A 13,449-nucleotide genomic window follows, 5' to 3' on the forward strand; every position below is an offset into this window, starting at 1 on the left:
CGGGCGGGGGCCAGAAGTCCGCGCAGCGAACTTCGGGATTGATGCCGGCGCAGCCGGGATCAATGCCTGAAATGACGGACGCCGGTGAACACCATCGCGATGTCGTGCTCGTCGGCCGCGGCGATCACTTCCTTGTCGCGCATCGAGCCGCCGGGCTGGATCACCGCGCGGATGCCCGCTGCGGCGGCGGCGTCGATGCCGTCGCGGAACGGGAAGAACGCATCGCTCGCCATCACCGAACCCGGCACGACGAGCCCGGCTTCCTCGGCCTTGAGCCCCGCGATCTTCGCGCTGACCACGCGGCTCATCTGGCCGGCGCCGATGCCGATCGTGCGCTGGTCCTTCGCGTAGACGATCGCGTTGGACTTGACGAACTTGGCCACCCGCCAGGCGAACAGCAGGGTGTCGAGCTTCGCGTCGGACGGCGCACGCCGGGTCACCACCTTCAATTCGTCGCGCGTGACCACGCGGTCATCGGCGGTCTGCATCAGCAGCCCGGAGCCGACGCGCTTGGTGTCGATGAAGCCAGCCGTCGGCGGCGCCGGCGGGATGCGAAGGACGCGCACGTTGGCCTTCTTTTTCGCGTAGTCGAGTGCGCTTTCCTCGTAGCCGGGTGCGATCAGCACCTCGACGAACTGGCGGTCGAGGATGGCCTTCACCGTCGCCGTGTCCAGCGTGCGGTTGAAGGCGATGATGCCGCCGAAGGCCGAGGTCGGGTCGGTGGCGTAAGCGAGTTCGTAGGCGTCGCCGCAGCCCGCGCCGACCGCCACGCCGCAGGGGTTGGCGTGCTTGACGATCACGCACGCCGGCGCGTCGAACTGGCGCACGCATTCCCATGCCGCGTCGCTGTCGGCGATGTTGTTGTAGCTCAGCTCCTTGCCCTGCAGCTGCGTGAACGTCGCCAGCGAGCCGGGCGCGGGGTAAAGGTCGCGGTAGAACGCGGCCTGCTGGTGCGGGTTCTCGCCGTAGCGCAGGTCCATGACCTTGACGAAGCTGCCGTTGGCCTGAGCGGAGAATGCGCTGCGGCTGCCGTCCTCGCCGATCGAGGAAAGATAGTTGCTGATGCAGGCGTCGTACTGCGCGACGCGGTCGAACGCCGCCACCGAGAGCGCGAAGCGCGTCTTCGCCGACAGCGTGCCGTCGTTGGCGTCGAGTTCCTCGAGCAGGCCCGCGTACTGCGCGGGATCGGTCGCGACCGCGACGCGTGCGAAGTTCTTCGCCGCCGAGCGCAGCATCGCCGGGCCGCCGATGTCGATGTTCTCGACGATCTGCTCCATCGTGCTGGACGGATCGGCGGAGACCTTCTCGAACGGGTAGAGGTTGAGCACCAGCAGGTCGATCGGCGCGATCCCGTGTTCGGCCATCACCGCGTCGTCGGTGCCGGCGCGGCCGAGCAGGCCGCCGTGCACCACCGGGTGCAGGGTCTTGACCCGCCCGTCCATCATCTCCGGGAAGCCGGTGGCCTCGGACACGTCGCGCACCGGCAGGCCGGCGTCGCGGATCGCCTTGGCGGTACCGCCGGTCGACAACAGGTCGACGCCGCGCGCGGCGAGGGCGCGCGCGAGGTCGAGCAGGCCGGTCTTGTCGGACACGGAGAGCAGGGCGCGGCTGATTTTCACCGATGTGTCCTTCACCGGTGCGGCGGGCGGATGTGCGGGCATGGCGACAAGGCGGTGCGGCGGGGGCGATATTGTAGTCTGCGGACCCGTCGCGGGCAGGTCCGCTTGCAGGAGCGCACGACGATCGGCAGGGAATGGAGACGGCTGCGCATGCAATCGAACGAATCCGGCCAGGCAACGCGCGCCGCGCACGCGATCTCGCTGCTGTGGGGCTTTGCCGAGGCGACGGTGTTCTTCGTGGTGCCGGACGTGTGGATCAGCCGGCGGGCGCTGTCGTCGTGGCCGGCGGCGCTGCGCAGCTGCGGATTCGCGCTGGCCGGCGCGCTGGCCGGCGGCGTGCTGCTGTACTTCGCCGGCCGGCAGCATGAAGCGGCGCTGCTGGCGCTGTTCGAGCGCCTGCCGGCGATCGGCCCCGGGTTGGTCTCCCGTGTGCAGGCGCAGCTGCAGGACCTGGGTGGCGCCGGCCTGCTGATCGGCGGCTTCAGCGGCGCGCCGTACAAGCTGTATGCGGTGCAGGCGGCGTCGGCGGGGCTGGGGCTGCCGGTATTCGTCGCCTGCAGCATCGTGGCGCGCGGCGCACGCTTCCTGGCCGTGGCCCTGCTCGTCCACGGCATCGCGCGCTGGGCGACGCCGCGCCTGGGCGTCACGATGGTGCGGCGGATCTGGTGGGTCGCGTGGATCGCGTTCTACGCGCTGTACTGGACGCTGATGCCGGGGTGAGCCGCGGCAGGCGCCTGCTCCATCGCGAGGAGGCTCGCGGCTTCCGCCGCTCCTACAACTTCTTCCGCTCCTGCAAGAGCGGTTGCGGTCGACTGGCGATCAGTCGATCCCGTACTCGCGCAGCTTCTTGCGCAGCGTGGCGCGATGGATGCCGAGCATCGTGGCGGCGCGGCTCTGGTTGCCGTCGCAGTGGTTGAGCACTTCGACGAACAGCGGGATCTCGAGTTCGCGCAGCGCGATCTGGTAGAGGTTGTCGGCGCCGCTGCCGTTGAGGTCGCCGATGTAGCGGCGTACCGAGTTCGCAACGTGCTCGCGCAGGGGCGCGCGGGCGCCGCTGCGGTTGGCGTTGTCTGAACGTTCGGCGTTCAATGAGGCGTCCCCGGTGAGTCATGCCCGACGACGGGCGGCGGGGACAGGGAGTCTAGCGCGCCGCCGTCGCGCGCGCCAATGCGATGCGCATCGTCCGGCCGGTGGCGCCGCTCAGAGCAGGTCGAAATCGAACGCGACGCTGCGCGGCCCGGATTCGACGACGTCCATCGCGATCGACGCGCTCTGGCCGCTGCGCAGTTCCGCCTGCGCAGGCGCGTTGCCGAGGTAGTCGCGCGCATCGAAGTCGCGCGTGGCCACGGCATTGCCGTTGACGTCCGACAGCGTCAACCGCACCCGTGGCCAGGGCTGCGGCCAGCGCGCATCGTTGCGGAACGTCGCGGTGACGCGCAGCACTTCCGGCTTCGACGGATGCGGGCGCACGTCGCGCGCGAGCAGGGCGAACGCCTCCGGCTCGCGCCACGGCGGCAGCGTGCATCCGAGCACGCCGCAGACGTTCGCCAACAGGGGACGCCAGCGCGCGTCGGCGGCCAGGCGGTCGCGGTCGGCCAGCAGCAGTTGCAGCAGCAGCAGCAGCGTGAGCGCGACGATGGCCGCCGCCGATTTCCAGTGCAGGCCGGACGCGTCGAGGGCGGCGCGGCGGCGCGCGAAGCTGGGCAGCGCCCGGGGCGCGGGTTGCGTGGCTGCTGCGGTTCCGGCGGGTGCTTCCGCGATTGTCGCGATCGCCTCGACTTCCGCGGCGCCAGGTTCTGAAGCAGCAGGCGGTGCATCTGCGGCGTCCGGCGCGGCTTCGACATCGGATGGAGCGGAGGCGGCCGCCTCGGTGGCGACATCCGCGCTCGAGTCCGGGACATCGGCCGGAGGCGTGTCCGCGACGGCCACCTGGTCTGCCTGGGCAGGTGTTTGCGCATCGCCGGCGCCTGTCTGTACAGCAACCGGGGCGGTGGCCGGTGGCGCGGCGTCGGCGGCAGGCTCCGGCTCCGTAGGCACGGCTGCCCCCTCGTCGCGGCCCGCAGCGTCCGGTGTGGTGGCCGACGCAGGTCCGGGATCGGCAGGCTTGAGCATCGTGGCGATCGGCGCGATGGCGGCCGGGCCGATCGATGTGGGCGTCGAAGCTCCCAGGGTGACGGTCTGGTGGATCTGCGATGACAGTTCGGAAGGCGCGGCATCGCCGATGCCCTGGATGAACGGCGCGTCGGGTATCGGGACCTGGAGCAGGAAGTTCGGATCCAGTGCCGGCGCACCGGTCTGTCCGTCCTGCGGCGCGGGAGACACGGCGGGTGCCGGCGCGTCCGCGGCTACGCCGCGCAGCTTCGCCGCGCAGCGCGGACAGTGCTCGGGCGGCTGGTCGGTGGCCGGGTTGGTGGCGACCAGGGCCTTGCAGAACGGGCAGTTGATGAACATGGCGCTTATTGTAGGTCGGGGTTACGCCCCCGACGCCCGCGAAACACCACAATTGCGACGTGTTCGTGCCGGTGTGCGTGAAGCATCCGCATGGAGTGGTTTCGGGCGCTACGGATTCCGGGGCGTCGGGGGCATAGCCCCGACCCCGGATCAAGTCCGGGGCAGGCTCTGCGCGCGGCGCACGCCGTCGATGCGGACCCAGTCGCCTTCGGTCGCAACTTGCAGGTCGTCGAACCATGCCGCGTAACGCTGCAGCAGCGGCGCCTGCTGGCCGTCGAGAATGCCCGACAGCGCGATCCGCCCGCCCGGCGCGACGCGCGCGGCGAGGGTGTCGGCCAGTGCATCGAGTGCGGACGCGAGGATGTTGGCGACCACGACCGGATACGTCGCGGGCGCTTCGTCGTCCGGCAGGAAAACCACCAGCGCATCGCCGACGCCGTTGCGATCGGCATTGTCTCGCGTGGCCAGCAGCGCCTGCGGATCGTTGTCGACGCCGACCGCGCGCGTGGCGCCTAGCTTGAGTGCCGCCAGCGCGAGGATGCCGCTGCCGCAGCCGAAATCCAGCACTTCGCGGCCCTGCAGTTCGCCGCGCGCGGCCAGCGCGTCGAGCCACTGCAGGCACAGCGACGTGGTCGGGTGCGTGCCGGAGCCGAACGCCAGGCCCGGGTCGAGCCGCACCACCGCCGCGCCGGACGCATCGGCTTCGGCGGGCAGTTCATGGTCCCACGGCACGATCCAGGTGCGCGCGCCGAACCGCAGCGGCGCGTACTGGTCCATCCACGCGCGCTCCCAGTCCTGGTCTTCGACGTTGCGGAACGCCGCCTGAGACCAGTCCAGCGCCGGGTCGAAGGCTTCGAGTGCCGCGAGCAGCCCCAGCGCGTCGGCATCATGCGGGAACAACGCGGTCAAGGTGATCGCATCCCAGAGCGGCGTCTGCCCGACGCCCGGTTCGAGGATCGCGTGCTCGTTGTCGGTGTCCGCATTGGCGTCGAGCATCGTCACCGCCAGCGCACCGACGTCCTCCAGCGCGTGCTCGTAGCGCGGCTGCTCGGATTCGCGGCAAGGGACGGTGAGTTCGAGGAAGGGCATGGATGCGAGAACGTTCGATTGCCGTGTTTTGCAGGAGCGGCTTCAGCCGCGAGCTTCCGCTTGGCTCCTCCCCCTGCGAAGGCAGGGGGAGGTTGGGAGGGGGTGCCCACGGTTCGCGATGATCCAAAAGGCACCCCTCCCCAACCCTCCCCTGCCTTCGCAGGGGAGGGAGCAGAGTTCGTCACCCGATCGACAGCGCCTTGTCCTTGCGCTCGGCCAGGCGCTTTTCGAGGTAATGGATGTTCTGCCCGCCGGCGCCGAAGCCGCCGTCGGCGAGGATGCGCTGCTGCAGCGGGATGTTGGTCTTGATGCCGTCGACGACCATTTCGCTCAGCGCCACGCGCATGCGGGCGATGGCGGTGTCGCGGTCGGAGCCGTGGACGATCAGCTTGCCGATCATCGAGTCGTAGTTGGGCGGCACGCGATAGCCTTCGTAGATGTGCGAATCCACGCGCACGCCGGGGCCGCCTGGGGCGTGGAAGTGCTGGATCAGGCCGGGCGAGGGCATGAAGGTTTCCGGGTCCTCGGCGTTGATGCGGCACTCGATCGCGTGGCCGCGCAGCACCACGTCGCTTTGCCTGATCGTCAGCTTCTGCCCGGCGGCGACCAGCAGCTGCTCGCGCACCAGGTCGATGCCGGTGACCATCTCGGTGACCGGATGTTCGACCTGCACGCGGGTGTTCATCTCGATGAAGTAGAAGCGGCCGTTCTCGTACAGGAATTCGAACGTGCCCGCGCCGCGATAGCCGATGCGCACGCAGGCCTCGGTGCAGACCCTGCCGATTTCGGCGCGCTGTTCGTCGGTGATGCCGGGTGCAGGCGCTTCCTCGACCACCTTCTGGTGGCGGCGCTGCATCGAGCAGTCGCGTTCGCCCAGGTGGATGGCGTTGCCCTGGCCGTCGGCCAGCACCTGGATCTCGACGTGGCGCGGGTTTTCGAGGAACTTCTCCATGTACACCATGTCGTTGCCGAACGCGGCCTTGGCTTCCGACTTGGTGGTGGCGATGGCGTTGTTGAGCGCGGCTTCGGTGTGGACCACGCGCATGCCGCGACCGCCGCCGCCGCCGGCGGCCTTGACGATCACCGGATAGCCGATCTCGCGACCGATCGCGAGGTTGGCGTCGTTGTCATCGCCCAGCGGCCCGCCGCTGCCCGGCACGCAGGGCACGCCCGCGGCCTTCATCGCGCGGATCGCTTCGACCTTGTCGCCCATCAGGCGGATGGTCTCGGCCTTCGGCCCGATGAACACGAAACCGGACTGCTCCACGCGCTCGGCGAAGTCCGCGTTCTCGCTGAGGAAGCCGTAGCCCGGGTGGATGGCCTGCGCGTCGGTGACCTCGGCCGCGGCGATGATCGAGGCCATGTTGAGGTAGCTCTCGGTCGACGGCGCCGGACCGATGCACACCGACTCGTCGGCCATCGCCACGTGCTTGAGGTTGCGGTCGACGGTGGAATGCACCGCGACCGTGCGGATGCCCAGGGCGTGGCACGCGCGCAGGATGCGCAGCGCGATCTCGCCGCGGTTGGCGATGACGACTTTGTCCAGCATCGCGGCCGCCTCAGCCGATCACGAACAGCGGCTGGTCGAACTCCACCGGCTGCCCGCTTTCGCACTGGATCGCGAGCACGGTGCCGGCGACGTCGGCCTCGATCGGGTTGAACATCTTCATCGCCTCGATGATGCCTAGCGTCTCGCCGGCCTTGACCTGCTGGCCGACCGTCACGAACGCCGGTTTGTCCGGCGCGGGCGAGGCGTAGTAGGTGCCGACCATCGGCGCGCGCACGACGTGGCCGTCGGGCAGGGCGGGGCCTGCGTCGGCCGGGCGGCCGCCGGTGGCGGCGTCGACCGGGGACTGCATCGGCATCGGCTGCTGCGCGCGCGGGGCGTCGGCATAAGCCGGCGCGGGCGCGTAGGCCATCGGCGCGCCGCCGGACGGCGTGCGGGCCAGGCGCACGGACTCCTCGCCTTCCTTGATCTCGATTTCGGCGAGGTTGGATTCCTCGAGCAGGTCGATGAGCTTCTTGATCTTGCGCAGGTCCATGAAGGCCTCTTGTGGTTTGTCGTGGTGCGCCCGCGCGGGGCGGGCGGAAGTTTGTCGGGGTGCCGGCGCGTCAGCCGCCGCGGGCGTGGCTCATGCGGGCGCCCTGCCTTCGAGCTGCCGGGTCGCGGCGATCAGCGCCAGCCCGTAGCCCAGCGCGCCGAAGCCGCAGACCACGCCCACGGCCAGGTCGCTGAAGTAGCTCTGGCGGCGGAACGGCTCGCGCGCGTGCGGGTTGGACAGGTGGACCTCGATGAAGGGGATGGCGACGGCTGCCAGCGCATCGCGCAGGGAGACCGAGGTATGGGTCAGGCCGGCCGGGTTGACCAGGATGAAATCGGTGCCGTCGTCGCGGGCGGCCTGGACGCGCTCGACCAGGGCGTGCTCGGCGTTGGACTGGAAGCTGGACAACTCGTGGCCCTTTTCCAGCGCGCGCGCGGCCAGGTCGGCGTCGATCTCGTCGAGCGTGGTGCGGCCATAGACCTCCGGCTCGCGCGTGCCGAGCAGGTTGAGGTTGGGACCGTGCAGGACCAGCAGCTTGGCCATGGGACGCCGGGGCGAAACGGGCGGCCAGTCTGCGCGAAGCGGGCGATGCTGTCCAGATCGCCGAAGTTTCGCCAAATCAGGGCGATTTAATCGCTTGTTTGAGTTTTGGGGCCGGGCAGGCGTTTTGCAGGATTGGCGGAAGTCGCGGGCTTTTGACGGTTGCGGCAGGCGCCGAAAAGCAAATCCCCCATACCCCCTTTTTCAAAGGGGGCAAAGGCAAGAGCCTTTCCCGAATCCCGAATCCCGAATCCCGAATCCCGAATCCCGAATCCCGAATCCCGAATCCCGAATCCCGAATCCCGAATCCCGAATCCCGAATCCCGAATCCCGAATCCCGAATCCCGAATCCCGAATCCCGGGCCCCTGGATCAGGGCTTGGCCCAGCCGTCGATTTCCCCATGCTCGAACGGTCCGATGCGCTGCTTGAGCAGCACGCCGTCGGCGGACACCAGTACCGAGTAGGGCAGCACGCCCTTGGGATTGCCCAGCCGCACGCCTGCGTCGGCCGGGCCGGCGGCGTCGACCAGGATCGGGTAGTCGACCGGCACCCGCTGCAGGAAGTCCCGCACAGCGTCCACGTCGTCCAGTGCGATGCCGACCACCTGCACGCCGTTCGTGCCCTGTTCGGCGTGGAATCGCTGCAGTTCCGGCATCTCCTCGATGCACGGGCCGCACCAGCTGGCCCAGATGTTGATCAGCATTGGCTTGCCGGCCCAGGCGGTGGAAACGTCGACCGGCGTGCCGTCCAGCCCGGGCACGGTGAACGACGGAATCCTGTCGCCGCGGTCGGCGACCGTCACGCCCGCCGGCGGCTCCGGCGCGGCGGCCTTGTAGGCTTCCTGCACCACGCGCTGCCCGGCCTCGGTGCCCAGCAGCGGTCCGGGGCCGTTCGTCACGATGCTGGCGACGACGCCCAGCGCGCCGGCGGCCAGCGCGACCAGCACGATCTTCGCGCCCGACTTCATGGCCGCGCGCCCATCACGGCGCCCCGGCCGCGGCACGTTGCACGCGTTCGGCGAACGGCGCGGCCTTCTCGAAACCGACCAGCCGCAGCCCGCGGCGCTCGTCGGCCGAGCCGTTGAAGAACAGCGTCGCCGGCGGGCCGATGATGCCGAAGCGCTGCATCAGCGCCTGGTCGACTTCGTCGTTGGCGGTGACATCGGCCTTGAGCAGGACGAAGTCCGCCAGTGCCGCCTGCACCGCCGGGTCGGTGAACGTGTAGGCCTCCATCTCCTTGCACGACACGCACCAGTCGGCATAGAAGTCGAACAGCAGCGGCTTGCCCGCGGCCTGCGCGGCGGCCAGTTCGCGATCGAGGTCCTCGCTGGACTTGATCATGCGGAACGCGAGCTCCGCCTGCGCCTGCCCGCCGCCGAAACCAGCCAGCGGCTGCAGCGGGTTGCGGCTGCCGGCCAGCGCGCCGAACAGTTCGGCCGTGCCGACCACCGCCAGCAGCAGCCCGGCGAAGCGCGCGAACCAGCGCAGCCGCGCGCTGTCGCTGCGCGCGCCGCCCCACGCCCACGCCGCCGCGGCCAGCGCGAGCACACCGTACAGCGCCAGCGTCAGCGGCCCGGGCACGATCCGCGACAGCATCCACACCGCCAGCGCCAGGAACACGAAGCCGAACGCGCGCTGCACGCCGGTCATCCACGGCCCGCTGGTCGGCATTCCGCGCCCGGCCGCCGCGCCGAAGGCCAGCAGCGGCAGGCCCATGCCCATCGCCAGCAGGAACAGCGCCAGCCCGCCGAACGCCGGATCCTGGCTCTGTCCGATGTACAGCACCGCAGCCGCCAGCGGCGGCGCCACGCAGGGGCCGACGATCAGCGCCGACAGCGCGCCCATCGCCGCCACCCCGGCCAGCGAACCACCGCGCTGGCGATCGCTCACCCGGCCCAGCTTCGACCGCAGCGCCGCCGGCAGCTGCAGCTCGTACAGCCCGAACGAGGACAGCGCCAGCGCCACGAACAGCAGCGCGAACAGCGCGATCACCCACGGCACCTGGAACGCGACCTGCAGGTTCGCGCCCACCAGCCCGGCGACGATGCCGGCGACGGTGAATACCAGCGCATTGGCCAGCACGTAGACGAACGACAGCCACAGCGCCCGCCGCGTGCCGATGCGCGTCCCGGCGCCGGCAATCAGGCCCGACAGGATCGGGATCATCGGCAGCACGCAGGGCGTGAACGCAAGGCCGAGGCCGCCGAGGAAGAACCACAGCAAGGTCAGCCAGCGGCCGGAGCCGGTGAGCGCGGCGGCGAGGCGGGTGTCTTCGGCGAGTTCGGCGTCGGGGTTGGCAATCCCCGTGGGAGCGGCTTCGGCCGCGATCTTTTGATCTGTCGCGTTGGCGCCGGGCGTTGCGTCGTTGTCGGCGGGAAACCCATCCCCACCCAACCCTCCCCTTGAAGGGGAGGGCTTCAAATCTGGGGCTGCGGTGACAGCGGCATCTGAACCCACCGGATCAAGCTCCCTCCCCTTCAAGGGGGCGAGAGCAGGCGTTTGCGGACCACTGGTCCGCGCCTGATCGAGCGCCCGAGGGCTATGCCCGAGGGCCGGACGGGCTGGGGTGGGGATGGGTTTCCCATCCGCCGCCGCGACAGTTGCATCCCCCGCCGGCAGTGCAATCCGCGCCGTCCGTGTCATCGGCGGATAGCAGATCCCCTCGTCCTGGCAGCCCTGGAAGGTCGCGGTCAGGGTGACCTTCTGCGGCTGCGTCTTCGTGCGCCGCAGCGGCACCGGCACCTCGACCTGGTCGAAATACACAACCACGTCGCCGAAGTGTTCGTCGTGGTACGACGTGCCCTGCGGCCAGCGCGGCTTGTCCAGCGTGATGCCGTCGGCGGCCAGCTGCAGCGTGGTGTTGTCGCGATACAGGTAATAGCCCGGCGCCGGGGTGAAGCGCAGCAGCAGCGCGTTGCCGCCGTCGGCGATGGCGTCGAAGCCGAAAGCCTGCTCGGGCGGCAGCGGCTGCGCGTCGCGGCCCGCGGCCGCGCCGGCGAGGCCCGTGCCGCGCGGTTGGCCGAGCGACTGACCCAATGCAGCGAAGCCGGCATCTCCTGTTGCCGCCGCTCCTGCACCTGCGGCGCCAGCCGGCATCGCCACCGCCAGCGTCCGCGTCTGCGGCGGATAGCACACGCCGATGTCCGCGCAGCCCTGGTAGCTGACCTTCAGCGTGACCTTGCCGCCGTCGGCGGCCTGCACCGGCACGCTGCCGGCCAGGCGCTGGCGGAAGGTTTCGACGTGACCGAAGAACTCGTCCTCGTGCGGCTCGCCGCGGGGCAGGTCCAGTTCGCCCAGGCGGCTGCCGTCGCCGGCAACGGCCTTGGTGCGGTGCCGGTACAGGTAGTAGCCGTCGGCGATCTTCCACTCCAGCGCGATGCGGTCGGCCGAGGTCGCCTTCGCGGTCAGCACGAAGGCCTGGTCGACCGGCAGCAGGTCGTCCTCGTAGATCGCCGCCAGCGCGGGCGACACACAGGCAAGGCAAAGGGCGAGGGCGGCGGCGATCCGCGGCCAGCGGGGGAAGAACGGCTTCGACATCAGGGCTCCTGTCCGCCGGGGTTCGGCGCGACCTGGGCGGAAATCCATTCCAGGTAGGCCGGCAGTCCGGCGGCGGCTTCGACCGCAACCACTTCCGGGAGTTCGTACGGATGCAGTGCGACGATACGTTCAGCCAGTGCGGGCATCCGCGTGGCCGTGGTCTTGGCCAGCAGTTGCACCTCGTCGGCGCGCTCGATCCCACCCTGCCAGCGGTAGACCGACTGCACGCCGGGCAGCACGCTCACGCAGGCGGCCAGCCGCTCGCCGACCAGCGCATCGGCGATGCGCGAGGCGGTGGCGGCGTCGGGGCAGGTGCAGAACGCGAGGACGACTTGCGGCATGGCCCTGATTGTACGGGGCCGTGCGCGGGCGGGCTCCTCGCCGCCGGCGGTCAGTTCAACTGGCAGGTTGCCGGCGACGAGGACTCGAACAGCGCCTGCGTCGCCCATTCGGGATGGTCGATGAAGGGATTGCGGTTGCCCTGGAAGCTGTAGACCACCTCGTTGCGCGCGGCTTCGGCGGCGTCAGGCGGATCGGCCTGGTGCCAGGCGAGCAGGGTGGACAGCAGGCCCATGTAGGCCGGCGAGCCCGAGGTCTTCACGATCAGGCTGCGGTTGTCGGTGAGTTCGAGGTCGGGCTCGGACTGCCCGGTAGCAGCGTCCTGCCCGCCCTCGTAGCGGATCGCCATGTACATCACCGCGCGCGCCATGTCGCCCTTGCGCGCGTCCCAGGGCTCGAAGGAGCCGCCGTTGCCGTCCGGGCCCTTCACCCAGTTCGAGTCGCCCGCGCCGCTGCCGCCGCCGCGGCCGCCGTTGGCCTCGGTGGCGCGCGCGCCGCAGTTGGCCGACGCCGGGCAGTCGGCGTTGGGCTTGTTGCCGCGATCGCTGTTGTAGCCCGTGTCCGCGAGATAGAGCATGTGGGTGTCGGTGTAGGGCGCGTTGGGCAGGCCCCTGTCGCCGGTCCGGCTGCCGAAGCCCAGCGAGTTGGGCCAGGTGTGCTCGCGGTTGTAGGTGAGCCCAGAGCCGGTACCCGCACGGTCGCTGCCCTTGGCGTAGCTGCGGTTGCGATAGGCGTCGATGACGCGGCCGGCGTTGTCCGGGTCCTCGTCGGCGATCTCCAGGATCGTCCACGTGCTGGTGCCACTGCCGCTGTACGGATACACGGTGTGGCCGCGGATCGTTTCGTGCAGCGAGCAGCGCAGCTGGCCCGGGCTGCTGGCGTTGACGCGCGAGTAGTAGTCGTCGTCCCCGTCGCCACCGCCGCCTTTGGCGACGTCGAAGCCGATCGACGCACCGGTGCCCGGATGCGCGCCGCCGGCGTCGGTGAGCTTTGCAGCGTCGATCGACAGCACGCAGTGCTCGCCGCCGTGCAGCGCGGTATTGGTGGACAGCACGAAGCCCGCGCCCGAGGCCGGATGCGTCAGCGGCACGTTGCCGGACACGTCGCACGTCAGCGCGAAGGCGCCGTTGGCAGCGCTCACCACTTCGTTGAACACCACTTCCAGGTCGCCCGCGGCCGGGAAGCCGGTGGCGCCATCGGCGGGCGTGGTCGACACCAGGATCGGCGCCGGGTTGCCGCCGCTGAAGCTCTGGCCATCGTTGCAGGCGCCGAAGCTGTCCGCCGACGAACCCGCCCAGCTGAAGTCGTCGTAGCCGCTGCCCGAGCCGCGCAACTGCAGCGAGGTCCCGGCGGGCGTGCTGCCGTTTTCGGCCACCGGCAGGCTGTCGCTGGTCAGGCCGGCGGCCGGGCCGCTGGCCGCGGTGACGCTGCCTTCGTAGCCGAGGAACTGCACCACCTGACCGCTGGCGTCGACCAGGGCGATGGCGTCGTTGGGGCCGTTCTGCAGGCCGCTGCGCACCACCGTGGCGATCCGCACGCTGCCGCCGCAGCTCGTGGTGCTGCCGCCGGGCACCGCCGCGCTGCCGTAGGTGCCTGCGCTGCCGGGCGAGCTGCCGCCGCTGTACAGGTGGATCCGGTAGCCGGCCAGGCTCTCGCCGTCGGTGGCGACAATCTCGATCCGCTCCCCGCTGTCGCCACCGGCGTTGTCGTAGTGCAGCTCGTTGACGAAGACCGCGGCCGGGGCGCTGCCGCAGGCCAGCAGCAGCGTGCCGGCGAGTAGGCGGGCGAGGCGGAGGTGCGCGAGGGCCATGGCGTGCTCCGGAGGGACGATC

At 70.4% G+C, this 13,449-nt stretch carries 12 protein-coding genes; 1 reads left to right on the forward strand and 11 read right to left on the reverse strand.

Annotation, left to right across the window (positions count from 1 at the left end):
• Nucleotides 1-59 precede the first annotated feature (59 nt).
• Nucleotides 60-1,661 (reverse strand): bifunctional phosphoribosylaminoimidazolecarboxamide formyltransferase/IMP cyclohydrolase, encoded by a 1,602-nt coding sequence (gene purH, locus ACFONC_RS10615; RefSeq protein WP_386743884.1) that lies wholly within the window; start codon nucleotides 1,659-1,661, stop codon nucleotides 60-62.
• Between the two features lie 108 nt (nucleotides 1,662-1,769).
• On the opposite strand from purH, the gene ACFONC_RS10620 reads away from it, so the two are divergent.
• Nucleotides 1,770-2,339, forward strand: a complete 570-nt coding sequence (locus ACFONC_RS10620) for a hypothetical protein (protein WP_386743886.1) — start codon at nucleotides 1,770-1,772, stop codon at nucleotides 2,337-2,339.
• A gap of 99 nt (nucleotides 2,340-2,438) precedes the next feature.
• Here ACFONC_RS10620 and fis read toward each other — a convergent pair whose 3' ends face one another.
• The 10 genes from fis to ACFONC_RS10670 form a co-directional block, all read right to left on the reverse strand.
• Complete coding sequence (gene fis / locus ACFONC_RS10625; RefSeq protein ID WP_386743888.1) at nucleotides 2,439-2,708, reverse strand: DNA-binding transcriptional regulator Fis; 270 nt, start codon at nucleotides 2,706-2,708, stop codon at nucleotides 2,439-2,441.
• 111 nt (nucleotides 2,709-2,819) lie between these two features.
• Entirely contained in the window at nucleotides 2,820-4,070 is a 1,251-nt protein-coding gene (locus ACFONC_RS10630) for a DUF3426 domain-containing protein (protein WP_386743890.1), read from the reverse strand.
• A 150-nt stretch (nucleotides 4,071-4,220) separates the two neighbouring features.
• Complete coding sequence (prmA, locus tag ACFONC_RS10635) at nucleotides 4,221-5,159, reverse strand: 50S ribosomal protein L11 methyltransferase (protein WP_386743892.1); 939 nt, start codon at nucleotides 5,157-5,159, stop codon at nucleotides 4,221-4,223.
• Nucleotides 5,160-5,340: 181 nt separating this feature from the next.
• The gene (gene accC, locus ACFONC_RS10640; protein WP_386743894.1) at nucleotides 5,341-6,708 is read right to left on the reverse strand and encodes an acetyl-CoA carboxylase biotin carboxylase subunit; all 1,368 of its coding nucleotides are present in this window, start codon (nucleotides 6,706-6,708) and stop codon (nucleotides 5,341-5,343) included.
• A 10-nt stretch (nucleotides 6,709-6,718) separates the two neighbouring features.
• Nucleotides 6,719-7,201: an acetyl-CoA carboxylase biotin carboxyl carrier protein gene (gene accB / locus ACFONC_RS10645; protein WP_386743896.1), complete on the reverse strand. Its 483-nt coding sequence runs from the start codon at nucleotides 7,199-7,201 to the stop codon at nucleotides 6,719-6,721.
• A 90-nt stretch (nucleotides 7,202-7,291) separates the two neighbouring features.
• Entirely contained in the window at nucleotides 7,292-7,744 is a 453-nt protein-coding gene (gene aroQ / locus ACFONC_RS10650; protein ID WP_386743898.1) for a type II 3-dehydroquinate dehydratase, read from the reverse strand.
• A 368-nt stretch (nucleotides 7,745-8,112) separates the two neighbouring features.
• On the reverse strand, nucleotides 8,113-8,709 hold the full coding sequence (locus tag ACFONC_RS10655; protein ID WP_386743900.1) for a TlpA disulfide reductase family protein: 597 nt from the start codon (nucleotides 8,707-8,709) through the stop codon (nucleotides 8,113-8,115).
• Between the two features lie 13 nt (nucleotides 8,710-8,722).
• Nucleotides 8,723-11,278, reverse strand: coding sequence for a protein-disulfide reductase DsbD (dsbD, locus tag ACFONC_RS10660; protein WP_386743902.1), 2,556 nt, complete (start codon nucleotides 11,276-11,278; stop codon nucleotides 8,723-8,725).
• Nucleotides 11,278-11,619, reverse strand: coding sequence for a divalent-cation tolerance protein CutA (gene cutA / locus ACFONC_RS10665; RefSeq protein ID WP_386743903.1), 342 nt, complete (start codon nucleotides 11,617-11,619; stop codon nucleotides 11,278-11,280). The genes dsbD and cutA overlap by 1 nt, the downstream gene beginning before the upstream one ends.
• A gap of 50 nt (nucleotides 11,620-11,669) precedes the next feature.
• A complete protein-coding gene (locus ACFONC_RS10670; protein ID WP_386743905.1) occupies nucleotides 11,670-13,427 on the reverse strand; it encodes an endonuclease in 1,758 nt (585 codons plus the stop codon).
• Between the last annotated feature and the right edge of the window lie 22 nt (nucleotides 13,428-13,449).

Source organism: Luteimonas soli (assembly GCF_042648865.1).
Taxonomy (GTDB): Bacteria; Pseudomonadota; Gammaproteobacteria; order Xanthomonadales; family Xanthomonadaceae; genus Luteimonas; species Luteimonas soli.